The 23,723-nt window shown below is 65.4% G+C and carries 18 protein-coding genes; 7 read left to right on the top strand and 11 right to left on the bottom strand.

The features are described from left to right. Positions 1-84: 84 nt before the first annotated feature. Together FM113_RS07325 and FM113_RS07320 are read right to left on the bottom strand one after the other, a co-directional pair. A complete protein-coding gene (locus tag FM113_RS07325) occupies positions 85-1,659 on the bottom strand; it encodes an S-layer homology domain-containing protein (RefSeq protein WP_087013054.1) in 1,575 nt (524 codons plus the stop codon). A 145-nt stretch (positions 1,660-1,804) separates the two neighbouring features. Then, positions 1,805-2,827, bottom strand: coding sequence for an ECF transporter S component (locus FM113_RS07320; protein WP_140393306.1), 1,023 nt, complete (start codon positions 2,825-2,827; stop codon positions 1,805-1,807). 165 nt (positions 2,828-2,992) lie between these two features. Here FM113_RS07320 and FM113_RS07315 point away from each other — a divergent pair, with 165 nt between their 5' ends. After that, positions 2,993-4,042, top strand: coding sequence for an FAD-binding oxidoreductase (locus FM113_RS07315; RefSeq protein WP_176387111.1), 1,050 nt, complete (start codon positions 2,993-2,995; stop codon positions 4,040-4,042). Positions 4,043-4,051: 9 nt separating this feature from the next. Here the strand turns inward: FM113_RS07315 and FM113_RS07310 are convergent, their stop codons facing one another. The 5 genes from FM113_RS07310 to FM113_RS07290 all read right to left on the bottom strand — a co-directional run bounded on the left by FM113_RS07310 (position 4,052) and on the right by FM113_RS07290 (position 12,042). Then, positions 4,052-4,561, bottom strand: coding sequence for a GNAT family N-acetyltransferase (locus FM113_RS07310; RefSeq protein WP_176387110.1), 510 nt, complete (start codon positions 4,559-4,561; stop codon positions 4,052-4,054). After that, positions 4,555-5,178, bottom strand: a complete 624-nt coding sequence (locus tag FM113_RS07305) for a class I SAM-dependent methyltransferase (RefSeq protein WP_087013045.1) — start codon at positions 5,176-5,178, stop codon at positions 4,555-4,557. Before FM113_RS07305 ends, FM113_RS07310 begins: the two co-directional genes overlap by 7 nt. A 24-nt stretch (positions 5,179-5,202) precedes the next feature. Beyond that, positions 5,203-5,625, bottom strand: a complete 423-nt coding sequence (locus FM113_RS07300; RefSeq protein WP_087013043.1) for a hypothetical protein — start codon at positions 5,623-5,625, stop codon at positions 5,203-5,205. A gap of 83 nt (positions 5,626-5,708) precedes the next feature. Continuing rightward, positions 5,709-7,643, bottom strand: a complete 1,935-nt coding sequence (locus tag FM113_RS07295) for a hypothetical protein (protein ID WP_087013041.1) — start codon at positions 7,641-7,643, stop codon at positions 5,709-5,711. Next, positions 7,624-12,042: an FtsK/SpoIIIE domain-containing protein gene (locus FM113_RS07290; RefSeq protein ID WP_140393303.1), complete on the bottom strand. Its 4,419-nt coding sequence runs from the start codon at positions 12,040-12,042 to the stop codon at positions 7,624-7,626. Before FM113_RS07290 ends, FM113_RS07295 begins: the two co-directional genes overlap by 20 nt. 290 nt (positions 12,043-12,332) lie before the next feature. Between FM113_RS07290 and FM113_RS07285 the strand changes: the two genes are divergently transcribed. Then, positions 12,333-12,611, top strand: coding sequence for a pyrophosphorylase (locus FM113_RS07285; RefSeq protein WP_087013036.1), 279 nt, complete (start codon positions 12,333-12,335; stop codon positions 12,609-12,611). A gap of 114 nt (positions 12,612-12,725) precedes the next feature. Here FM113_RS07285 and FM113_RS18095 read toward each other — a convergent pair whose 3' ends face one another. After that, positions 12,726-14,975 (bottom strand): LPXTG cell wall anchor domain-containing protein, encoded by a 2,250-nt coding sequence (locus tag FM113_RS18095; RefSeq protein ID WP_176387109.1) that lies wholly within the window; start codon positions 14,973-14,975, stop codon positions 12,726-12,728. Between the two features lie 207 nt (positions 14,976-15,182). After that, complete coding sequence (locus FM113_RS07275; protein ID WP_254908914.1) at positions 15,183-15,686, bottom strand: SRPBCC family protein; 504 nt, start codon at positions 15,684-15,686, stop codon at positions 15,183-15,185. 242 nt (positions 15,687-15,928) lie between these two features. On the opposite strand from FM113_RS07275, the gene FM113_RS07270 reads away from it, so the two are divergent. The 5 genes from FM113_RS07270 (at position 15,929) to FM113_RS07250 (ending at position 20,553) form a co-directional block, all read left to right on the top strand. Then, entirely contained in the window at positions 15,929-17,803 is a 1,875-nt protein-coding gene (locus FM113_RS07270; RefSeq protein ID WP_087013034.1) for an ABC-F family ATP-binding cassette domain-containing protein, read from the top strand. A gap of 205 nt (positions 17,804-18,008) precedes the next feature. Next, positions 18,009-18,731: a VIT1/CCC1 transporter family protein gene (locus FM113_RS07265; protein WP_087013032.1), complete on the top strand. Its 723-nt coding sequence runs from the start codon at positions 18,009-18,011 to the stop codon at positions 18,729-18,731. A gap of 26 nt (positions 18,732-18,757) precedes the next feature. Then, positions 18,758-19,093, top strand: a complete 336-nt coding sequence (locus FM113_RS07260) for an MGMT family protein (RefSeq protein ID WP_087013030.1) — start codon at positions 18,758-18,760, stop codon at positions 19,091-19,093. Next, positions 19,090-19,878, top strand: a complete 789-nt coding sequence (locus FM113_RS07255; RefSeq protein WP_087013029.1) for a LysR substrate-binding domain-containing protein — start codon at positions 19,090-19,092, stop codon at positions 19,876-19,878. The genes FM113_RS07260 and FM113_RS07255 overlap by 4 nt, the downstream gene beginning before the upstream one ends. Before the next feature lie 33 nt (positions 19,879-19,911). Next, positions 19,912-20,553 carry a LysE family translocator gene (locus FM113_RS07250; RefSeq protein WP_087013028.1) on the top strand — a complete coding sequence of 214 codons (642 nt, stop codon included), beginning with the start codon at positions 19,912-19,914 and terminating at the stop codon, positions 20,551-20,553. 15 nt (positions 20,554-20,568) lie between these two features. Here FM113_RS07250 and FM113_RS07245 read toward each other — a convergent pair whose 3' ends face one another. Together FM113_RS07245 and FM113_RS07240 are read right to left on the bottom strand one after the other, a co-directional pair. Further along, entirely contained in the window at positions 20,569-21,471 is a 903-nt protein-coding gene (locus FM113_RS07245; protein ID WP_087013244.1) for a neutral zinc metallopeptidase, read from the bottom strand. A gap of 182 nt (positions 21,472-21,653) precedes the next feature. After that, a partial coding sequence (locus FM113_RS07240; RefSeq protein WP_140393302.1) for an acyl-CoA dehydrogenase occupies positions 21,654-23,723 on the bottom strand: 2,070 nt, incomplete at its 5' end.

The raw sequence follows: 23,723 nt of genomic DNA, 5'->3' as shown, positions 1-23,723 counted from the left end.
GTGCCGGATCCGGCACCCACCACTCACAACGCGCGTGTGGCCCCGGCACAATGCCGGGGCCACACGTGTACACAACGGAGAGTGTTACTTCTTCAGCTCCGCGCGATGCAGGAACGCGGCGGTCGCCTCACGGCTCGTCGCCCCCTTCGGAACAAACTTCACCGTCCCGTTCGGCTGCTTCACACCCGTGGTGATCTTGTTCGACGCCATCCACTTGATCTCCTTCGCGAACTTGTGGTTCGCCGGGATATCCGTGAAGTTCTGTGGAGCCGAACCCACGGGGATCGACTTCGCGTACTGACGGTACATGAACGCCGCCATCGCCTCACGGGTGATCGTCGCCTTCGGGTCGAACTTCCGCTTGCCGTTGCCCAGGTTGATGCCTGTGGTGACCTTGTTCTCGTAGGCCCACATGATCTGCGTGTAGAACTGGTCGCCCTTCTTCACGTCCACAAACGGAGACGCACCCTTGGGCGTGTAGTTCTTCACACCGTTCGCGCGGTACAGGAACGCGATCATCGCCTCACGCGTCACGCTGTCCTTCGGCAGGAACTTGTACGACCCGTTCGCCTGCTTCACACCCGTCGTGATCCCCGAATCGGCAAGCCACCGAATATCCGAGTAGAACGGAGCACCCCGCTTCACATCCGTGAAGGTCGGGGCCGTTGGCTTCGGCTTCGGGGCCGGCTTCAACCACTCATTGATGGACATCTCTTTGAGCCTGATGTTCACGAAGTTTGTGATCGTGAACTTCGTCGCCTGCGCGGCGCTGGTCGTCAGCCCCTGCTTCGCTGACGCCGAATAGTACAGGCGGGTGCCGTTCTCGAGTTGCAGTCGCAGGGTGTACGTTCCACCGGGGACAGCGAACGCATATCCTTGGACCCAGCCTTCGGGTCCGCCGCCACCCCAGCCCCCGAGGTGGTGACTCACATCTGTTTCCGCCCCCCGAGCATCCTGCATGTAGATCTTCCCGGGGAACTGATTGTTCTCGGATTTCCCTTGGATTGATGTCGTGGCACCACCGCGAACTTGGGCGGAAATCGATACCCCGCGCTGGTTCCCTGCACGCAGATCGACCCGAATCATGTCAGCCGCAATCACCGTCCGTTCAACGGCATCCACCGAGTAGTAGAGGTGAAGATTGTAGTCGCAGGCGGGGAGTTCGGTCAGCCGAAATTCTCCGGTTGTCAGGTTCGAGAAAGAGAGTTTCCCAGAGGTGCTCGGGGGCAGGCACTTCTGGTCATAGCCTGTGGTCGGAAACAACGAGTACTGCATCTTTCCGCGGACGTCCGTGGGCACAGCCGCGGGGAACACGACCACGCCGCTCACCTCGCGACTGTGTGCCGGTGCTTCGGCAGCGTTCGGAGCAGGGGCCTCGGTGCCAGGTACCGAACTGCCGGTAGCGGGCGGCGACTCCTCGGGACTCAGCGTTTCGAGCTGAGCGTCTTCGCTAGCAACACCGGGATTCAGCTCTGAGAGTTCGCTGGCGACCTCGGGTAGTGCTGAACCCTCTTCGGCGCCACCCGTCGCATCGAGTTCTGCACTCACCAGCGCGGCCGGCAACTCGGGATCCGCGACCGCAAAGGCGGCCGATCCGCCGAGGGTGAGCGCGGGGATAAGCGCACATGCGAGCGCAAACCCGGCAAGGTTCTTCTTCAAAATGGCGAACTCCTTCGAGTGAGAGAGACCTGAAACGGCACAGTCTCAATCCACCCTAGTATTCGCATAGTTAACACAACAATTTTGCAGGGCGCATACCCCAGAAGTTGCGTATAAATCCTACGCTCACTGAAGGCTTTCCGCCTTACCCCGCTGACAGAGCCGCGCTCACGCCCGGGCCGCGAGGCTCGGCCCCGAGCCGCCCCACGAGTGGGAGGTGGTCCGCGGGGATCCCGAACTTCGAGTGCAAGCCCGCAAATACGGCCAGGGCAATGAAGCTACTCAGGAGTTTGTCCATCACCGACGTCGTGATGTTCGAGAAGAACACCGCGAGCACAAGCGGAACCCCGGCGTCAGTGAAGCGTTGCCATATCTGGTCGCCGGCGTGCCCGTTCCCGCCTCCGAACTGTAACATCAGGATCGGGACCGCGACGAGACTACACATCACGGCGGCCGTCAGGGCGAGGAGGAAGAATCGCGAGAAATCCCGGCCCATATTGAACTTCCGCACCCCGTACCCCCACACCAGAGCCCCGGTGATCGCGACGAGCACCAGCGAGAGCGAATGACCCTGTGCGATCGGGAGCGTTGCAAGGTTCGAGAGCAGCGCGATTCCTACACCCCACCAGGGGCCGAGCACGAGTGCTGCGACCGCGGTTCCGATCATGTCCAGATAGACCGGCACCCCCAGCGCACGCCCGGTGATGTCTCCTGCGAAGTTCAGGATGATGCAGCCCAAGAGGAACGGCACCAGAAAGCCTCGGGGGTACCCGGCGCGCAGGACCGCAAACCGTGTCGATTGCTCCACCTGGATTGCGGGCTTCGGAGTGTGCCCGCCCGGAGCGAGAGCAGGGATGATCGGGCGCTGTGCATCACGGCAGCGCTCTACCCAGCCGTCAGCCTCAACGTCAGTAGCCCCCAGCGCGAGGACAATGTCTCGCACCAGCGCCACGTCAACCCGCACCCGTCCCACCCGAAAGGCGTCATAGATCGTTGAGCGCGCGGGCGCCGCGGTTGCGGGATCCACACCGCGGGCGAGGCGCTGCTCGGTGATCCTGCGCACCAGATCCGCGTAGGACACAGATTCCGCAGTCTTCAGATTCAGCAGCTCTGACGCGATCTCGTCGAAGCGGGTGTAGTGCTCCCGCTCATGAGGTTCCGGTTGCATCGATACCCCGTTTCCCACCTGTTTGGCCCGGTCAACCCCCGGCTTCCCAGAATACCTGCGAGAACTCAGGTATTACGCCAGCCCGGTGCGATCCCGCGCGCCACTGTCCCCTTTCCACGTACACTCGTCCCGTTCCCATCATTGATTCACGCTGTTTGGAGATGCATGCCCCGGAGTTCCGCAGGAGGCACCCACATTGTGGTCGGTGCCGGAATCGTGGGTGCGTCGATCGCCTACCATCTCAGCGCGCTCGGTGAACGCGTCATCCTCATCGATAGCGCGCAGCCCGGCGCGGGCGCTACCGGCAGCTCTTTCGGGTGGGTCGGGCGCCCGCCTGTGGATCCCAGGCCGTCGGACCCCCTGCGACAGATCGCCCAGACCGAGTATCACCGCCTTGATGCTGAGCTCCCTCATTTGGATATCCAATGGACGGGGTCGCTGACGTGGGACGGCTTCGATCCGAATCCGAACCCCCGCTATGCCATCCGTGACGCGCACGCGCGGGAGCCGCGACTGGCCTACCCGCCCACCACGGCGTACTTCAGTCCGGACGACGGGGCGATCAACCCCGGCCACGTGACCAACCGACTCATCACCGCCGCATGCGAACTCGGCGCAGAACTGCGCACCAACACCCCGGTGACCGGCCTCTTCTTGGGCGACGGGCGAGTTGCGGGCGTGTACACGTCTCAGGGCGAAGTCCGTGGCCACAGTGTTGTCCTCGCAGCCGGTGCCGGAGCAGTCCCGCTCTTCCCGCCAGTCGGTCCCGATGCAGTGATCCACAGTTCGCCCGCTGTGCTCGTCAGGCTCCGGGCTGAGCGTGGTTTGGTGCGCGGGATCGTCGGCACCAATGAGTTTGAGGTGCGCCAGCTCCCCGATGGGACGCTCTGGTGTCCCCGGGATTATTCCGGCGAGAAGACTCAGGCAGATCGCGACGCCACCGCGCGTGCGACCATCGCAGACCTCGAAGCGAACTTCACTGACCCCGGGCGGTTGGAGCCGATCTCCGTTGAGATCGGCTGGCGACCGATGACCTCTGACGGTGAACCCCTCATCGGGCCGCATCCAGAGGTTCCGGGCCTCACGTTGGCGGTGATGCATCAAGGTGTGACGCTGGGCGCCGCGGTCGGCCGCCTACTCGCAGAGGAGCTCGTCGCCGGAGTTGACGCCAGCGAACTGGCCGGGTGCAGGCCCGCGCGGTTTACGCTCGGGTGATACGCAGGATCATTCTGCGTCTGCTTCTGCTTCTGCTTCTGCTTCTGCTTCTGGCTCCAGGTCGAGCACGAGTGCCGTGTGTGACATGCTGACTCCCCGCACGACGACTGTGCGTTGTTCTTCGATGCGGAAGCCGTGGGCGAGGAAAAACGGACAGGCGGTGTCGCTCGCGTTGGTCCGCACCCGGGTGAGGCCTCGCGCCCGTGCGGTTGAGAGCGGCCGGGCGAGCAAGGCTGCGGCGATGCCGCGGCGAGCAAAGTCGGGGTCCACGAAGAGCATGTCGATCGTGCCCGAAGCGTCCAGGTCGGCGAACCCGACAACGCGGCCCTCGACCTCGGCCACCCACGTGTCGGCGGCGGAACGAGCCACATGCCAGGTCGGGATCGTGCGACCGGCTCGGTCCGCCCACGCCGCTCGCTGTGCTTTCGAATAGTGTGCCCGCGCGGTGAGCTCGATTGCACGGAAGAACACCTTGAGGGTGGGAGTAGCGTCCGCGTAGGCGTAGGGCCGGATCAGCACGCGTCCGCTCCCCCGCGTTTGGTTGCAAAGAGCGTTCCCACTGGACGGCTCCCCGGCTCGGCCCGAGATTGTATGGAGACCACTTGGAAGCCCGCATCGCTCACGAGTGCCGAAAGTTCGTCGGCCGACCAGGTAAAGGCCGTGGTCACCGCGTGATCAAACGGCACTCCGTGTGGGCCGTCGAAGTAGCCAAGCGCTAGACCGGCACCGGGCCCGAGGGTGCGCGCGAACTCCGCGAGCGGGAGGCTGAGGAGACCGGGATCTGTGTGGATCAGCGAGAACCATGAGAGCACCCCGCCGAGCGCACCGTCGCTGACGGGCAGGGCGGTCGCTTTCCCCTCCGAAAACCTCACACCGGGGTAGCGTCGCCTCGCATCCGTGAGGAACCCGGGCACAGGATCAATTCCGGAGATATCGAATCCCTGGGTGTGCAGCAGCTCTGTCCACTGGCCCGGCCCGCATCCAACATCCAGGATCGGCCCGCTCAGGTCTTGAGCCCAACCCAGAATGTTGTCCCGGTCGACGGATGCGGTTCGATCGATCGTGCCGCACACTTCAATGTATTCCGCCGCACGTGCTTCGTACGCAGCGCTCACTGGATCGTTCGGCCCGTTCATTCCGGTCCTCCTGTCTGCCGCCCATCACCACGTCCCTCCAGGGTATGTGTCCTCGGGGAGCACAAAGCACGGCGAGCCGGAGGCAATGCGGAGTGTGCCGGGCTCGCCCTCGGCAATGATGTAGTTTTCGACGCCATCCTGGGCGACAAGCTGGAGTTCATACTGGCCCACGACATTTAGCCGTGTTCCGATCGTGAACGCTGTTCCTGCGAATCGAGATTCGAGATGGTGCACTGCGTCAGTCGGGTCGACTCCGGCAGAGAGCCCGACTTTCGTCAGTCCGTTCCAAGTCATCTCCGTCGAGCTGCAGTCGAGCAAGAAGCCGTCAGGTACCTGTTCGATTTCCGATACCCACGCCTCGGGTAGTGATGCTGCAATATCAAGTTCCTGAGTTTGCGTCCGTTCCTTGACCTCGGACCATCTCGCGCCTGACTCACTATTCTTCATGTCTGTACCAACTTTTCCGGAGCAGCCCACCAACAAGAGCACGCATAAGATCGCGCCAGCTACAGTGACGCCTGTCGTCCTACTCATTGCGTTACCAACCTTCCCAGGTCCTCCAAGACTTGCCTGTTTGTCGGGCTTTTCGTAGCAATCAGGTCGTGGTTGCGAGTGAGTACCCGAAGTTTCTCCGGGGTGTCTGAAAGTGCCGAGCTCGACAGCACCGCGTCATCGGGACCTGAGTACAGGGGGTATTTCGCGAAGCCGGGATTGTTGCGTGGGGTGTGTCCCTTCCACACGTATCCCTGCTGTTGCGCTCCCTGGAGAATGTCCGGATAGCTCAGGTCGAAGTACCCCGTTGTGGGGCTCGCGGACCACTCTGCGGGCATGCCGGCCCCCGAGAGGGAAATGACCGTGTCATAGCGCGCTCCGACGACCTCAGAGGCGGTGAGATTCGCGAGCCCCCAACTGTGTCCGATGCCGATCTGTGGCAGGGTCGCAAACGACGGATCGCTCCGCACCCCAGTGCCGAAGCGGCGCAATTGTTCGCCAGCCGTGAGCGCGGTCTCCGCGTTGTTTGCTTCCCGAATACGCAACGCCCGTGGCCCCCGACCTGACGGTTCCTCGCCCGGGAACGGGCCATCCTTGTACACAAAAACTATGGTTCCCGGGGTCCCCTGAGTGAGTGCGTGCCCGAGCTGTTGCACCCGCCCTGTGTAGAACGAGTTCATTCCCGTATAGGTACCGGGCACGTAGGTAATGGCACGCTGCGTGCCGGGCCCCGGGGCACCCAGCACCTCCACGATGCGGGAAGCGTGGCGGTCGTAGAGATACAGCTGGGCTTCTCCCTGCCCAACGCGGCGCAGATAGGAGAGCTCGGAGCGAAGTTGTCCTGCCCGGCCAGTTCCGCCGGCAATCTCGCCACGTTCCACGCCGCGGAGCTCAGCCCGGACCGCACGTAGGAGGGCCGGGATGCGCAGGGTGTTCGCCCGGACGCGCGCCGCGACTGGCATACCGTCGAGGTTCCCGAGGACATCCGGCAAGTTCCGCAGAAGTCGCTCCTGTCGTGCGGTGTGGCCCGTGCTGCCTGGTTCTGCCCCTGCCGCCATCTGGGTCCACCAATCCGCGACCGCGCGAGGTTTGAACTGTTGCAACTGCGCCCCGATTCCGGGGATCCCGGCGAGAATTGCTGCAAGCTCCGCGTCGCTTGCCGTCGCAAGAGTTGTCAGCAGTTCGGAGTCGCTCCGAATGCGGGGCCGCACGGTCGCAAGGCCGCGCAACACGCTCGGTCGGAGCGTCCCGCCGCCGGCCGCACGGAACGCATCAGATACCCTGCCGATCCACTGCGCATCCGCCTCATTTTCGGCTAAGTACCCCTGGAACCCCGTGAGAAAGGTGGCCGAGTCCACGCGGAGCCACGGGGAGGAGGCAAGCAATTGTGTCCACGCAGACCAGAGGGTCGAAAGCTCCCGCTCGAGCGCGGCGCTGTTCGTCCGAGAACGTGCCGCAAATCGCCGCAACGAATCTGGGTGTGCGCCGCTGCTGCCCTCCGCGGTGCGGTGCGGTGTCCGTACCCGGCGACGCGGGCTAAACGATGCAGCCAAGACCGGTGAGATCCCGTCTGCCTGTTGCGGTCGCGGATCCCCCGCCAATGCGCTCGGATGCGCGATCCCGCTGGCGTGCAGGAGCGCAGAGACCGGGGTCGCGGCGTCGTGCACCCGGAGTGCCTGCCGTGCTTCCCACTCCGCGACGAGTCGCTCCCGCGTTTTTTCTTCACGGGCCACCCGCCCAGCCTCCGCCACTTGCTCCGCAAGTTTGCTCAGCACTCCAGCGAGGGTGCCGCGGTCTTCTGCTTCGAGTGTGCAGGCTCGTTCCAGGAGACGCGCCACAGGACCAACGCAACCGGAGATGGCCTGCTCTGCGGCAGCCCGTCGCGATCCGCCCTGGGAGTGAAGCTCGCTCGCAGCGTGGCGTGCGGCCCGACGGAACTGTTCGGCAGCCTCTTCATCGAAGCGCACCGGCATTCGGCACCTCCTCAGTGCCGTGTGTCCCAGCGGTCATCGTCTGTACAAGCACGCCGGATCCGCTCACGCACAGGTATCCCCGCCCCGGGGTGATCTGCACAGGAGCGCGACGCGGAAGTCGAACCCCGAATAGTTCGCCGTCCAGGTCGGTGTCCGGTTGCAAGAGGATACCGGTGCGGGCGGCTCTCGCATCAGTGGTCCAATGCAGATAGCGTGACCGGAGCTCAGCTGCACGCCCAGCGAACACCAGGTGGTGGTGCGGGGACACCGCGCGCAGAAATTCCTCGAACGCCGCATCGTGGTCGCTGAGTCGGTCCGCGTCGTCGACAAGAAGCACCACCTGCTCTGTGTTCGGCAAGGGCCCGGCAAGCTGCGCGAGCATTTCTTCGATGTCTGCAGAGCTGCTCGCGAACCGGTCGAGGGGTGCCATGCTCAGCGGCGATCGTCGTGGCGCGATGCCCCAGACCCGAGTACGTCCGGGGTTTGCATGGGAATTCCGGGCGCCAGCATCGTCGCCAGGCTCGGACACGGCCAGAGCCACCAGCTCGGCAATCCCGACGAGCAATGACGAACGCCCCGAGCGGGGTGGGCCGGCGATGAGTGCGTGCTCCCCCTCATACAATTCGAGTACCGCAGGCTCCAGGGTGTCTTCCCGGATCCCGATCGGGATCCGTGTTGGATCTCCTGCGAGGTCCGCAGTATGGGCAAGCTCCCCGGCGGTGAGCACTGTGGGCAGTGAGCCGACCGGGTCACTGAGCGCGGGGTGTTCGGCCCAGCGCTCTGCGATGTGTTGAACACGTACGGAATACGGCTCCGCGGGCGTCGCAACGTGCAGCTGTCTGAGTGTGGCCGAGTCCACACATCTGCCGGGCACCGCGGCGGGGATTGCCGCGCCGCGAATCCCGAGCGCCGCGTACGCAGATACGTTTGGCAACGTAAACACCCAGCGTTGTCCGGTTGTCTCTTCAAGCGCCGTCGGCACCGCACGAGGGCGGGCCGCCGAAACTGCGAACGATACTCCCACCTCCGGGCCGTCAGTGTATGCCCGCAGAAGACCGTCCCAGAGTTCAAGTGACGCTGGCTCTTGGAGTTCGTCACGCAGCGCTGCGAGTCCATCGATGAGCACTACTGTGCGCCGCCAGGGTCCGGCTACGCGCTGTCTCCGACGGACCTCGCCAGTCAGGTAGCGCAGCAGTCGTGCCCGGCGTTCCCCGTCTCCTTCACCGACCCAGGTGCTTGTATGCGGCAGCGCCGCGATGTCGCTCAGCCTGCCGCCACCGGCATCGAGACAGAGGAGTTCCAGGTCTCCTGGCGCGTGCTCCTGTGCAAGCGCCACCCCGATGCTGAGGAGCGCCGTACTCGTGCCACTCCCGGGGAGGCCGAGCAGCAAGAGATTGCCCTGAGTGAGTTCCCAGCCCACTGGAACCTGGCGTTGGAGATCCGGCTCGTCCGCAAGTGCCACGACTGCAACCGGGCCGGCGCCTGTGGTCCCTCCCGGTTGTAGAGACCCTGGCCCGGGGTTGCCAAGGTCAACCCGATCTCCGAGCGGCGGAGGCCACACTGGTCGAGGGTGGCCGAGTCCCAGCTCCCGGTGTGCGTCGATGATCGCATCAATCAGGTGATCCAGCTCGTTTTCTGTCTGAGGTTGCGGAGCGCTCCCGGACTCGCTAGGTGTCGCCGACTCATGGATCGGTTCCCCAAAAACATTCACGGCCCGCACAGTCACGGGAGCGGCGTCCTCCCTCTGGGGGATTCCCGTTCCGAGCGCCGTCTGTATGGGGACGAGGTCGTCTGCGCCGCGGCGGATCAGCGCTCGGCCCGGGAACTGGCGCGGGATCTCAGCAGCCTGCGAGGTGCCGATGACGTTCGATGAATCTTCCCGGCTCTGCACTCTCAGCGCAATACGCAGGTTGGTGTTCGTCAAGATGTCCTCGGTCACCACCCCGGCGGGACGCTGCGTCGCAAGAAGCAGGTGTACACCGAGAGTGCGCCCCACCGCAGCGATACTGACGAGTGAGGCAAGAACATCCGGGAACTCCTGTGCGAGCATCGCAAACTCGTCGATCACGAGCACGATCCGCGGCAGCGGCGACGCAGGACTCGTGGCGAGATAGGCGGGGAGACTCTCGACCTCCGCCCCTGCGAACAGCCGCTGTCGGCGCTGCAGTTCCGCCTCCAGAGCTCGCACCGCACGGGAGGCAAGCCCTGCGTCGAGGTTCGTAATGGTCCCGATCGTGTGCGGCAGCCGTTCGCAGGCGGCAAAGGCGGCGCCTCCTTTGAAATCGATCAGGATGAAGTTGAGTCGACTGGGATCGTGGCTCGCCGCAAGCCCAGCGACGAGCGTCCGGAGAAACTCCGACTTGCCAGATCCGGTAGTCCCGCCGACAAGCCCGTGCGGGCCATCGGCAATAAGGTCCACGGAGACCACGTCATGACTGGAACGCCCGATAGGAACTGCCAGTCCGGACGCACGTGACCATCGATCCTGGATGACGGCCGCGCTGGGCGGGCCATCGCAAAGCAACTCGAGAAGCCGAACCTGGCGTGGAATCGCGCCAGTGGCGTTGGACGAGTCTGGGTCTGTGAACCGCGCAAGCGCACGTGCGGCGGCTTCCGCGTCTGTCTGACCGACGCGGCCGAGCACCACCCCGTCGACTCGAGCCGCAGTGCGGGTGTCAGTAACAGTGGCGCGGCCGTCCGGAGTGAGCGATACCACTGTGGTGCAGCTCGCGGGGAGGTCGGTCTCTCGTGACACGACCACTATTCCGCTGACAGGCGGAGGTGCGGACTCACCAATCGCGGCACCTCGCAATGGGTGGTGCCCCGTTTCGCTGTTTCGTCCCCGCCCCAGCAGCCCACGGGCGGGCGAATCCTGACCGCGCAGCATCGAGTCAGAGTCGATGATGGTCAGGTGCGCCCGTGCCCCACCGGACTGCGGCGCACGGGCAAGGCGACGCAGCATCGCGTTGCCGTCCTCGACGGTGCCCGACAGCCAACGCACACCCCGAGGATCGTCACGCACCCCGGTGTGAGGCAACCACCCGGCCCACCCCCACGCTGCCTCACGACCCGAATCACAGCTCACGCTCACTGAAAGGTCCGCGGGTCCGCAGTGCGACGCCGCCTGAACGGTCAGGCTCCGGGCCACAGCCAACGCGTGGTCGCGATCCCCCACGATCCCCACGACTCCAGCGTTCCCCAGGTCTGCGGCGAGCGCGGTATCTCGCAACACGGTCCGGTCGAGGATGGCTTGTGCACCAGCCTCCACTGAGGAACTCGGCCCGATGTCCAGGTCGGGGGTCCACGGAAGTGTCGCTATCCCGAGGTGAAGGTGCAGGAAGTCCGAAGCGTCTGTGCGTTGCTGCCACAACTGGGGCGACGCGGCCAGCGCTCGCCGCAGCATAACTGCAGGATCCGGCGTCGCTACGGACCGACGTGTCGACTCCGCGCTCGCCGCGGCCTCTACACGCGCCTGGAACGTCCCCAGTTCAGCGCTCCAACGTGTCTCCTCCGTACGCAACAGCTGGCGCCGTCGTCGACGCTGCTCGGCGTGAGTTCCGAGTGCCAGCATCGGGCTGAGCAGGGCAAACAGAGCGAACCGCAGATCTCCAAGCACCATGATGAGTACCCCAGCGGCGAGCAGAGGAAGCAAGGTGGTAACCCAACTAAACGAACTGGCCTCGGGCACCTCTCGTGGCAAAGGAACGGGGATTTTGAGAGTGGCAATGACGTTGCGCACACGCGGCGGTCTATTGAAGGGCACTGTGCCGCAACCGGGGTCACGACTCACAGCGGGGAGCGTGGCCATTGGTGCTGTCCCCACTTCACCAAGCGTGAGCGCAGCGTCTCCCACCCAGAACACTTGAGTGGAGCTTACTGCTACCCCGGCCCGGTCGACGCGTGTTTCCGCGACGTACGTGCCGTTGCGAGATCCGGCATCGCGGATTCGGATCCCCGCTCCCACACGTTCGATTGTGCAGTGCAGCCACGACGCAGTTCGGGAGTTCACCGTGACGTCCGCGCGCGGGGACCGCCCGATCGTCCGCGTCACGCCGTGCGGAAGTTGGATCCCTGCAACGGCGTCGGCACCGCTGATCACGGACACACACCACCCCGGAGTGGGCGACCTCAGCGGCTGCGGGTCGAGTGCCGCGGCGTCGGAATGCCTCCCCTCGAGTGACAGCGTGCTGCCCTCGCGCAGCCCCGCAGCGCTCAGAGACGTGTGTGCTCCGAGTTGCATCGGCACGGACAGGCCCGCATGCCCGTCAACGGTAATCTCGACAAAGTCCATCGGAGCGTAGCCGCGGTCCACGAGGACATCTGCGACCGTCGCAGCCGTGCGCCAACTCACGACTTCACACGTCACGCTCCTTCCGGCGTGCACTATCGAGATTCGCATGTGAGCTCCGATCGTCGTCCGCCCGATCCCAGAAGTGGGTTCGGTGGCCACGAGTGTACGAAGCTCCTCGCAGAGCCGTCTTCGTTATCCACAGACAGCGTACTTTTCCGGCCTATTCGGTCTCTCGATCGGCCTGTGGACGACGCTCTCCCCGTCCACAGGCCCCGTCCAAGACGAGTTCTCCACAGAGTGTGCCAGGGGCCGTCCGAGCGCCTCAGTTGAGACCTATCGTGGTGGCCACGCACTGACACCCCCAAGTGCGCCAGTCACCCAGCAACGGAGGTTCCACTGTGTCCCGTGTACTCACCACCGAAGAAGCCCGCTCCGCGATCCGGCAAATCCAATCAATCATTGGAGGCGGGTTCACCGAGCAGATCAGTCGGCTCGACACCCAAGGCCGGATCCTGTCCGACGCCAACGTGTGGGACGGTCCCCTCGCCGCCCAGTTCCGCGGTTCCGTGTGGCCCGATACGAAGTCCGCCCTGGACACCGCAAAAAATGAGCTTGAACAGTTGCGCACTCAGCTCGATCGAATTTCGCAGGACATCTTCGCCGCGGGAGGAGCCTAGATGCTCCGTCGACTCAGGAGCCACGAGTGGGAGGACCGATACACAACGGCGCGACACCGGTGATCCACCGATGCCGCGCCGTTCAGGAGGAAGCAATTCCCCAGTGAGCTTCCTCTACTCGGGTGTCTGCACCGCCCGGCGGCGCAACGCAACTACGCCAGCTCCGAGGACAATCAGCGAGATCCCGCCGAGAAGCAGAACTACGGAGGGACCAGAGCCCGTCTGCGCAAGCTTCGCCGACGTGCCCTGGCCGCCCGGACTTGCTCCGGTCTGCGGCTGGACCGGCGTCACACCCGTCCCCGGATCCGTCCCCGGTTCCGTGCCCGGATCCGTCCCCGGTTCCGCGCTCGGATCTGTCCCCGGTTCCGTGCTCGGATCGGTCCCGGGCTCAGTGCCCGGCTCCGTCCCGGGATCCGTTCCCGGCTCGGTCCCAGGTTCGGGTTCAGGATCGACGATTTCCACAAGCACCGGATCCGCCACCTCGGACAGGGTATCCATGTCCCGGTTTTCGTAGGTATTGACCCCTCCGGCGTAGTGGCGCAGCAGCGTTCCCACCCCGTACGGTTTGTCTGCAGATAGTGCGCCCGCAGGCACCTGGATCACGGTTTCGAAGCTGCCACCGTAGTAGGCCATATAGGCCTGGTAGTACTGACCGTTGCGCGAATCCTCGGAGAGGCTGACCCACTGCGGCTCGCCTGCGTGGCCGGGAACCCACACGTCCCGATTAAACAACGCGACGTCAAGCGAGTAGCTGCCGCCGGTCTCGGAATTCGGGATCGTGAATCCGGCCCCGGATACGGCAATCGCACCGCCCGCTTCCTCACTGAACCCCGGCAGCTTCCATGCGCTGATCTGAGGCTTTCCTGTCTTCTGAGCGACGACATAGACCACCGGCGTGGTGGTCGCGGTGTATCCCGCTTCAGCAACACCCGGGACCTTCCCCGTCTTCGCGACGCCGCGCAGAACTGTGCCGTGGTCCGCGGCGGTTGCGGGCGGAAGCGTGAGCTGGTCCAGTCGCCCCAGCTGGGCCTTCCGGTAGCTGGTGCCTTCGACAACCTGCCAGGTCTTTCCCCGATCCCGGCTCTGCTCCACCGAGAACGTTGTCGCGGCAGGCGAGCCCTCAGCGGTGAAAGAAAAAACTGGTTTGTTGCCCTCGGTCGTGTGTACCGGAAGCGGCTGCGCGGTGATTGCAAGTTCCTGGAACGGCACGGTGCGGACATACAGCGAGCCCGCGGATACGGTGCCCACCGAGTTTGTTCCCGACATCCGCACAAAGCGGTCGTTGAACTGCTCGGCAGTAACCGAGTCCACCGCCCAGCTCTGCGTCGTTGCCCCCGCGATTGGTGTCCACGGCCCCTCAGGCTCGGGCGCGATCTCCCAGGTCACCGCTTCTGCTCCATCGATCACCGCAGAGAACGTGACCGGGTGGCCGACAATCAGCGGGCGTGGCCGGTCAATCTCAACGTGCTGCACAACCTGCGGAATGACAACCGGTTCGTCCTGTTCGCCCAGCTCGATCACGATCGGCATGCCCGGCTTCTCACCGTCACCGCCGCTGCCCGAAGAATGCCAGTAGCTCTCGAGCCCGGTCTCGTAGTGGAAGTCCACGAAGCTTTCCGGCCAGGAGCCCCACTCGGGATTTCCCTTGTTCACGGTCGACTGTGTCGCCCGTGGGGAGGCTGGATCTGCCGGATCGCTCAGCTTGAAGTAATCAACCCCACCAAAGTCGGGCGTGAGGCTCAGCGAATCGGCCCCAAGCTCCACGTTCGAGAACGTCGCGACCGTGACGGCCCGGGGGCGGAGCGGCGACATCTCCGTGGGGTTCTCCATCGACGAGGCCCAACCGCCGGCGGTCGCAGTCAGCACGGCGGTGCCGTCACCCGAAAATGTCAGCGCCGGATCCTGAATCCACCACGGCACCATGCCGCCGTACCCGTTTGCGGTCACAGCGCCACTCCAGCGCAGCGTTCCGGTTCCGGCGACCGGGTCGATCTGCCCGGAACCGCCGTTGAACTGCATGCGCTGACCGAGCTCAGTGCCGGGCTTTCCCAAGCAAATGCTGTTCTTGGTGACTGGGACGGAGGATCCGTCCTCGGCGCGCTTCACGATCCGCACGTCGCCGGACTCGGCGGCGAACTCAAGCTGCGTGCCCGCGGAGAAGAAGGAGCACCCCGTACCACCCGGGCTGGGCGACTGGTACACACTGTTGATTCCCCATTCCAGACGCACATCCGAATAGCTGCTGGGCGCAGCCTCGCCGTCCGTCGCCACCGCGGCGCTTGGTGCGATGAGCCCCACCACAACCGCTGCACACGCAGCCAACCCCAAACTGGCGCGCAGGCCAGCCCCCACCCTGTGTCGCATGTCCCCTTGCTTTCCCGACGCGTCAGCGTCGGCTCGGTACGCGGGCGATCTTGCGCCGCATCCGGGCATCATCATACCGAGGTAAGGCTCCCCTCAAAACGTGAGGGTGAGCGACACGCGGGGGTTCAGGAAAATACGTGGGTGGGGTATACGTGAACACTGAGACGCAGTCCCCGATTTTGGGGGCAGAGGCGCCCACGCGCGCGACTACTGGCCGGGGCGGAGCGCGAGATATTGTTCGCGCAATGCGGGGTAGTACTGGTCAAACTCGGCGCTCTCGGTACCTTCGGTCGCGGCAACCAGAAGATCCAAGTAATACTCCCAGCCGGGGCCGATGTCCCCGACGTCCGAATCCCCATCGAGGTGGTGCACGAAGCGCAGCAGCGTGTCATCCTCGCCGTCCTCTTCGAGGTGAAGCTCCAACTTCCAGCTGCCGTACTCATCGACAGTGTTCAGTGCCAAATGGTGCGGGGCCTCACAGGCCACGATTTGCGCACGAACGGCCGGGCCGTTCTCTTCAAAGCGCATACGAATTCGTACGCTGCCACCGCGGCGGCCGTCACCCTCCCAGGGGCCGAACCACTGTTCAGTCAGGGCGGGGTCGGTCAGATACGCCCACGCCTCAGAAATTGGGAGTGCGAGCGAGCGAACCAGCACCAGGTCCAGGCCCTGCCGCGAGTTCACGAGCCGTCCGCTTATGTCCGTCATCATGATGGTGTCCCCTCGTGCAGCGTAAAACTCGTGCGGTGTGAATTGAATGGATGGGGTTGCGCGGTCCCGGGGCTCACCCCGTACACTCGAACCTGTGAAGAACTAACACGGCTCCCGTTTCGCGCATGAGGTGCCCGAACGTCGCTCTCCCGGATCAGGCTACCCTGCGGTGCCGCCGGTCGCAGGCTTTTCGTTCTGGCAACGCCCCGCGGAATCTCCGTTCGGTTCGAAAGGCGGCCCCGATGCCCGCATCACCCAATTTCTCCACTCCCAGCTTGAGCGGTGCCACGCGCGCCGCGGCCCACGCAACGTCCCCCGGAACTGACCGCCCTGCTGCGGCGCATCTCTTCGTCGACGGGGTATCCCATTCGTACCCGGACCGCCGAGTCCTCAGCGACATCTCATTCACCGCCCGCCCCGGGGACCGCATCGGCCTCATCGGAGAGAACGGGACCGGAAAGTCCACGTTGCTTCGCATTCTCGCCGGGCAACTCACGCCGAGTCTCGGCACGGTGCAGCTGCCCGGATCTGTCGGGCTCCTCGCACAGGAACTCCCCTACGCAGATGAGGTCACGCTCTCGCGCGTGCTCGACGACGCCCAAGCCAGTGCCCGCAGCGCACTCGCGGAACTGGATCGCCTCGGCGCAGCGCTCGCACACGCTCCGGCGGACCCTGCAGTGGCGGACGCCTACGCGGAGGCGCTCGACGAGGCCGAACGAACGGGAGCCTGGACCGCAGAAGCCCACCGCGGTGACATTCTGGCAGGACTCGGCCTTGGCGGAATCTCTGAAGAGCGCCCGATCGGGCAGCTCTCCGGGGGCCAACGGCTCCGGCTCTCGCTCGCCGCGCTCCTACTCGAGGCCCCGCACACCCTGCTCCTCGACGAACCATCAAACCACCTTGACGACGCCTCTGCCGACTACCTCGAGCGCGTGCTTGGGCAGTGGCCCGGGATCGTGATCGTAGCCAGTCACGACCGCACACTCCTCGACGCCATCACGACTCGGATCCTCGACTTGGATCCCCTCCCGCTCCCGGCAAGCGAGCTCGCAGACGCAGCCGCCACCACGAGTCCGGCACGCCCGCAGGCAGGGATTGACGCCCCCGCTGTGGACGCACCGGAAACCGACGACCCCGGCGCGGGCTTCGGCGCGCGCATGTGGGGCGTGGGGTACTCGGCGGCGCGCGCCGAACGTCGGGCCGAACTCGCCCGATGGCGGGCGCAGTACGCGGCGGAGAGCGCCGAGCTTGAGGCACTGCGACACGAGATTGCGGTTGGATCCCGCGAGGTGAATCGGAAACACGAATCGAAGTCGGAAAGCCGGATCACCAAGAAGTTCTACGCCGACAAGGATGCTCGGGTGACATCCCGGCGTGCACGGAATGCGCGCGTGCGGCTCGAGACGCTCGAGCGGCGGCGCGTGCGCAGACCTCCCGCGCCGCTCAACTTCGCCGGGTTCTCGGGCAGCGGTGCACCCGCGCTTGGGGATTCGGAACACTCGGCGCGTCCCGTTCGGCATGCGCCGGTTATCGAGGCAACAGGCGTCGCCGTGGCGAATCGGCTGGCCCCGGTGTCTCTGGCCCTCCCCGAAAACGGTCGCATCCTCCTCGCCGGACCAAACGGCGCGGGGAAGTCTACGCTCCTCGCAGTCCTCGCTGGTGTCCTTGAACCCGACACCGGCAGCACGAACCGCACCGCGACGCTCGGCTACCTCCCCCAGGAGGTCGTATTCCCGCGCCCTGAGCGCACTGCAACGCAGGCATACGAGGACACCCTGGGTTCGGCCCGAGCCGAACAGTACCCCCTGGTCGAGAGCGGCCTCATCGCTGCACGCGATCTCGATCGGCCGGTCGGGGTGCTGAGTGTGGGGCAGCGGCGACGCCTGGCTCTCGCAACACTTGTGGCTGATCCGCCAGAGATCCTGCTGCTCGATGAGCCCAGCAACCACCTCTCACTCACGCTCGTCGAGGAGTTGGAGCAGGCACTTGCGCAGTTCCCCGGGGCCCTGATCATCGCGACACACGACCGGTGGCTACGCCGCCGGTGGCAGGGTGAGATCCAGACGATCGTTCCGCCACATCGGCGGGAGATCTCCGACACCAGATCAGACGGCTGAGGTGGCGCGGAAGTTCGGTATACCGAACCCAACATGCCCCCGTTCCGAATCACCGAACACGGCTGCGCGAAGCGTGGAGACCCGGCCAGACGAAGCGCAGCAGCGCGCCATTTCGAAGCCGCGAGCGAGGTTCTCCCTCCCCGCGAATGCTTGCTACGGTAGCGGTTTACGCGCGAAATTGCGCGGGTGTTGAGGGGGCTGACTGATGAGCGAGATTAATATCGCACACCCACACGAATACGACCACCGGCACGCGGATATCTCGTCGGGCTGGCTGCGCGCCACGGTGTTCGGGGCGATGGATGGGCTTGTCTCCAACGTCGGGCTCATCGCCGGCATCGCGGCGGCGGGGGCCTCCCCCGGGATGGTCGCCATCACTGGCGTCTCGGGGCTGATCGCGGGTGCCGTATCGATGGCGCTCGGCGAGTTCACCTCGGTGCGCACCGCCAACGAGCAGCTCGACGCGGAGGTCCGCACAGAGCAGGACGCGCACCGCCGCAACCCGCAGGGTGAACAGGCTGAGCTGGCGCTCATGTTCGAAAAGCTCGGCATGCAGGAAGACACGGCCCGGATCGCCGCGGGCGAGGTGCACACGAGCGGGGACCATGCCGTGCGCGTGCACCTCTCTCACGAACTCGGCATGAGCGAGGATGAGCGTCCGTCGCCCTGGATCGCCGCGGTGTCGTCGCTCCTGTCGTTCAGCGTGGGTGCCCTGATCCCGATCCTGCCGTTCCTCTTCGGGTTCGGCACGCTCGGCTGGGGCCTGGCGTTCGGTGGGCTTGGCCTGCTGCTCGCCGGGGCACTCGCCGCACGAATCACCCGCCGCAGCTGGATCGCTGGCGCGATCAGGCAGCTCACGTTCGGCGGGATTGCGGTCGCAGCGACCTTCACGATTGGCAAGCTGCTCGGCGTCTCCGGGGTCGTCTAACCCTGCACACACCGTAGGCTAGTGCTATGCCCAGCCCCGAATTCGTCGACGCGACGCTCGCCGTCGTTGCGCGGATCCCCGCGGGCCGAGTCATGACGTACGGTGACGTGGCGCTCGCAATCGGCTCGAACGCGCCCCGCGCGGTCGGGCAGGTCATGGCCCTCTTTGGGCACGCCGTGCCCTGGTGGCGGGTCGTTCCCGCGAGCGGTCTTCCGCCACAGGGACACACGACACTCGCCCTGCCCCGGTACCGGGAGGAGGGCACCCCGCTCCGACACGCGGATTCGCCCGATTACCGGATCGCGCTGTCAGCCGCCCGTCTCCCCTACACGCACGAAATCTACGCGAAGGTGGCGCTATGAGCGACGTCCCCCCGTCCCCCACCCCGCTGCGCCTCGCATTTGCACGCGGCATGGCCCCCTCCCGGTGGGCGGAGCGCTGGGCTCAGGTTTCGGGCGTCCCTCTCGAACTCGTCCCCGTCAACATTGCGTACGGTCGCAACGACAGGGTCGAGTCCGATGTCACGCTCGAGCGTGTACTTCCGAGTGAGCTGCCGGCGGGGAATGCCGAGCCCGGGCGCACCCGGCACGCAATCCAGCTCTATACCGAGAAACTCAGCCTGGTGGTTGCGCGGGATCACGAGTTCGCCGAGCAGGACGCTGTGTCCCTGGACGATCTTGCGACGGTGGCGCTCCTGGATCACCCCCTGCACCCGGCGGAGTGGCCCGCTCCCCAGCCGTGGGCGGATCCGAGTTGGATGCCGACCACGCTGCGCGCCGCGCTCCAGCTCGTTGCCACCGGTTCGGGCGGGATCATCCTTCCCACGATGCTCGCGCGCCACCTGAGCGATAAGCGCGAGCACGCCCTCCTCACGATCACCGACGCGGATGCCCTCCCCTCGACGACCGTGTGGGCTACTTGGGACGTGGCCCGAGACGCCGCAGACGTGCAGGAGCTCGTGGGCGTACTGCGGGGCCGCACAGCGCGCAGCTCGCGGGCGAACACGGATGTCGAGGCCGCCCCGAAGCCAGCGAAGCGTGTCACCAAGCAGCCGACAAAGAGTGCGAAGTCCGGACCTAAGCCGGGGTCGCGTGGTGCCCAGCTCGCGGCGACCCGTAAGAAACCCCCGCACCGCGGCCGGCGCTAGTTCACGGGGACCGCACGGGGTTACGATGACTCCATGCCCACTCCGGAAACGCTCACCGCGTTCATCCTCGCGTCCGTCGCACTCATCGTAGTCCCTGGTCCCAGCGTGCTGTTCGTGATTGGCCGGTCCCTGAGCTACGGGCGCCGCGGAGGGCTCATGAGTGTGCTCGGGAACAGTCTCGGCGTGCTGCCGCTCGTGGCTGCCGTCGCGCTCGGAATCGGCGCGATTGTTGCACAGTCGATCCTATTGTTCACGATTATCAAGTTCCTCGGAGCCGGGTATCTCGTCTACCTGGGTGTGCAGGCGATCCGACACCGAGCCGAGGGCACCGAGGATGCTGCGAGCCTGGGCGCGCACCAGATATCCCCCGTCGTGATGCTGCGGCAGGGTGTTGTGGTGGGCATCACCAATCCCAAGGCGATCGTGTTTCTCGTCGCCGTACTCCCCCAGTTCGTGACGGTGAGTGCTGGCGCGGTGCCCGCCCAGATCATGCTGCTCGGCACGATCTTTGTGACAATCGGGCTCGTATGCGACGCGGCCTGGGCGCTACTCGCCGGGTCGGCGCAGCACTGGTTCGCGCGCTCCCCACGCCGCATGATCAGGGCCCGTGCCGCGGGCGGCGCGATCATGGTGGGACTGGGCGGCGGACTCGCCCTCACTGGGCATCGCAGCTGAGCCCGCGCCGGCCCGCTAGAGCTGCGCAGCCGGGACGTCGAAGGTGCCGCAGGCCGTGGGACCCTGCTGGTAGCCCACCTGGAACCAGCGCTGGCGCTGCTCCGATGTGCCGTGGGTAAAGCGCTCAGGATTCACTCGAACGCCGGAAGATTCCATGATCCGGTCGTCACCCACCGCCGCTGCCGCACTCATCGCATCCGCGATCTCCTGCTGTGTGACGGGCTTCAGGAACGGCACACCCTGGTCGTCGGTGACCGTCGACGCGTTCTGCACCCACGCTCCCGCGAAGCAGTCCGCCTGCAGTTCGAGCCGCACCGAGCCGGAGGTGGGGCCCGATTCACGTCCCACACTCTGGAGTGTCCCGATCTGGTTCGAGATATGGTGGCCCCACTCGTGCGCGAGGACATACATCTGCGACAGGGAGCCACCGGAGGCACCATAGTCACGGCTGAGGGTGTCGAAGAAAGAGACGTCGACGTAGATTGTCTCGTCGCCCGGGCAGTAGAAGGGGCCGGTCGCCGACGAGGCGGCACCGCATGCCGACTGTGTCTGCCCACTGAATAGCACCACGGGCGCCGGGGCGCGGTAGTTTCCGACCTGCGTCGCCCAGTACCGGTCGAGCGAATCACTCGCCGCCGCCATGCGGCACTCCACGTCACGGTTCGCGTCCGCGCCCGCTGCACACCCCTCAAGAGATCCGGTGCCGGGCTGCGGTTCGGAAATAACGCTGCCGGATCCCAGCGCCTGGTTCAGCGCCGGTGCGAACACATTGAGGTTCACGCCGAACAGTTGCGAGCCCAGAGCGAGGAGGAGGGCGACGCCGATCCCGCCGCCCGCGATCATGCCACCGCGGCGTGCACCGCCGCCACGCTTCGACACCTTGCTGGTGTCGATCCGCACGTTGTCGTTGAAGGTCACCGAGTTTCCCATCTCCCGCTGCCCGGGGCAATTCGCACTGACGTCGTGCGGCGCCTCGGCAGTTCCACTGGTGCTGATTCTAGTTGCTCAGGGGCACTGCCACCCAACATCACGGGGCCCGCCTGGGTTGCTCAGTGGAGCAGCCCAGGCGGGCCCCGTGATGTGCGCCGATACGCCGCAGGCTACGAGGCGCGCTGCGCCGCGGCTTCCCGACGTTTCGCCTCCTGCGCACGCTTGCGGAGTTCCTTCTCGTGTACTGGCCAGGTCCCGGCCGCCTTTTCCGCCTCGACATAGGCGTGCGCCTCATCCTGACGCTCTGCTTCGATACCTGTCGCGATCTCTGCACGGAGCATCTCGGGGCTCAGCCCGAACGCGTCAACGAGATCAAGCGCGTGGTCGCCCAACCGCCCGATCAGGCGGTCAATGTAGGCGGTGACCGCGGTAGCGCGCTGGCCAGAGATCCTTCCCTGCACCAGGTACCAAGCCGCATGACGCTCGATCAGTTCGAAGCCGAACAGATCCCGCAGCCAGGTCATCACCTGGCGCGAACCGGGGTCGGTGATCTGCTCGATCCCGTCGGTGAATGCCTCCCACTGCAGCAGCTCTGCGTGTGCACGAGCTGCCTCAATGAGCTTGTGCTGCTGCGCGTTGAACGCGTCCTCGCTCGCCTGGGCGTACTTCTGTGTGTCTCGCTTCGAGACGTTTTTGGTGCCCTCGCGGAGCGCCTGAGCGATCTCGGAGACCATCGTCTCGACGCGGTCGGCGAGCAGCGCACGCTGCGCCTCTGGTGAGCGCAGGCTCTCGACGGAGCGCGCCATCTGGCCCAGATCCGCGATGCTCTGGCCCATTTGACGGAGCCCGAACCGGCTTACTCGGTCCCCCAGTTGGCTCGCCGCGGCCTTTGCGAGCGCTGCCTTGTCCCCGCCGGCGAACTGCTTCGCGTAGTCCGTGAGGAGACGCTTGCCCACGAGCTGGAGCAGCACGTTGTTGTCGCCCTCGAAGGTGACATAGATGTCGAGGTCTGCACGCAGCCCGACCAGGCGGTTCTTCGCGATGAAACCGGCGCCGCCCGTGGCCTCACGCGCTTCCTGCAGCGTATCGAGCGCAGCCCAGGTCGACAGCGGCTTGAATGCTGCGGCGAGCGTTTCGAGGTCTTCACGGTTCTCATCGGTGTCCTTCGCGCCGGAGAACACCTCGTCGAACACCGTCAGCAGTCGCTCACTCGCAAACGCCATCGCATAGGTCTGTGCCAGGCGCGGGATCAGGCGGCGCTGGTGCAGCCCGTAATCCATGAGCACGGTCTCACGGCCGGAGGCGCCGGGGAACTGACGCCGCTCACTGCCGTAGCGGATCGCAATCGTCAGCGCCGCCATCATCGCCTTCACCGCGGAGCCGTCGAGGGACACGCGTCCCTGGACGAGCGTGCCGATCATCGTGAAGAAGCGGCGACCTGGGCTCTCGATCGGCGAAGAGTAGCTGCCGTCCGGCGCGACATCGCCGTAGCGGTTCAAGAGGTTGGTGCGCGGGATTCGGACGTGCGTGAAATGCAGACGACCGTTGTCGATACCGTTCAGGCCTCCCTTGACGCCATCATCTTCGGATCCCACACCGGGGAGGAGCTTTCCATCCGGGGTGCGAATCGGCACGAAGAATGCGTGCACGCCGTGGTTCACATCCTGCGTGATCAGTTGCGCGAACACGACCGCAGCCTGACCGTGCAGGGCGGCGTTGCCGAGGAACTCCTTCCATGCACCGGTAAAGGGCGTATGGATCTCAAACTCTTCGGTCTCAGGGTCGTAGGTCGCGATGGTGCCCACCGAGGCAACGTCCGAACCGTGGCCGATCTCGGTCATCGCGAAGGCACCGGGAAGCTTCAGGCTCATGACATCCGGTAGCCATGCCTCGTGGTGCGGTCGCGTACCCAGGTGCAGGATCGCGGCACCGAACAGGCCCCACTGTACGCCGCTCTTGATCTGCATTGAGGGATCCGCGAGCACAAGCTCCTGGAATGCAGCGATGTTTCCGCCGTGGTTGTCGCTCCCGCCAAGGTCAGACGGGAATGCACGCTGGATCGCGCCGTGCTCAACAAGGATGCCGAGCTGACCGAGTACCCGTTCCCGGTGATCGTCCATGGACTGGCCGTTGATCGTTTGCAGACGCGGGTCCGCGACCAGGGCGCGCGATTCCAGGCGCTCGCGCTTCCATTTGCCGAGCAACGCGTCGCTGACGACTTCAGTGTTGAGGCGGGGGTT

The organism is Leucobacter sp. 7(1) (assembly GCF_900163635.1).
GTDB lineage: Bacteria > Actinomycetota > Actinomycetes > Actinomycetales > Microbacteriaceae > Leucobacter.
This window is presented reverse-complemented; position numbering and strand designations above follow the sequence as displayed.

What these genes read in the sequence shown, in the direction of transcription:
- FM113_RS07290 (WP_140393303.1), bottom strand. Translation starts at nt 12,042, where the DNA reads ATGCGAATCTCGATAGTGCACGCCGGAAGGAGCGTGACGTGTGAAGTC.
- FM113_RS07320 (WP_140393306.1), bottom strand. Translation starts at nt 2,827, where the DNA reads ATGCAACCGGAACCTCATGAGCGGGAGCACTACACCCGCTTCGACGAG.
- FM113_RS07250 (WP_087013028.1), top strand. Translation starts at nt 19,912, where the DNA reads ATGCCCACTCCGGAAACGCTCACCGCGTTCATCCTCGCGTCCGTCGCA.
- FM113_RS07275 (WP_254908914.1), bottom strand. Translation starts at nt 15,686, where the DNA reads ATGATGACGGACATAAGCGGACGGCTCGTGAACTCGCGGCAGGGCCTG.
- FM113_RS07255 (WP_087013029.1), top strand. Translation starts at nt 19,090, where the DNA reads ATGAGCGACGTCCCCCCGTCCCCCACCCCGCTGCGCCTCGCATTTGCA.
- FM113_RS07315 (WP_176387111.1), top strand. Translation starts at nt 2,993, where the DNA reads ATGCCCCGGAGTTCCGCAGGAGGCACCCACATTGTGGTCGGTGCCGGA.
- FM113_RS07265 (WP_087013032.1), top strand. Translation starts at nt 18,009, where the DNA reads ATGAGCGAGATTAATATCGCACACCCACACGAATACGACCACCGGCAC.
- FM113_RS18095 (WP_176387109.1), bottom strand. Translation starts at nt 14,975, where the DNA reads ATGCGACACAGGGTGGGGGCTGGCCTGCGCGCCAGTTTGGGGTTGGCT.
- FM113_RS07305 (WP_087013045.1), bottom strand. Translation starts at nt 5,178, where the DNA reads ATGAACGGGCCGAACGATCCAGTGAGCGCTGCGTACGAAGCACGTGCG.
- FM113_RS07300 (WP_087013043.1), bottom strand. Translation starts at nt 5,625, where the DNA reads ATGAAGAATAGTGAGTCAGGCGCGAGATGGTCCGAGGTCAAGGAACGG.
- FM113_RS07270 (WP_087013034.1), top strand. Translation starts at nt 15,929, where the DNA reads ATGCCCGCATCACCCAATTTCTCCACTCCCAGCTTGAGCGGTGCCACG.
- FM113_RS07295 (WP_087013041.1), bottom strand. Translation starts at nt 7,643, where the DNA reads ATGCCGGTGCGCTTCGATGAAGAGGCTGCCGAACAGTTCCGTCGGGCC.
- FM113_RS07260 (WP_087013030.1), top strand. Translation starts at nt 18,758, where the DNA reads ATGCCCAGCCCCGAATTCGTCGACGCGACGCTCGCCGTCGTTGCGCGG.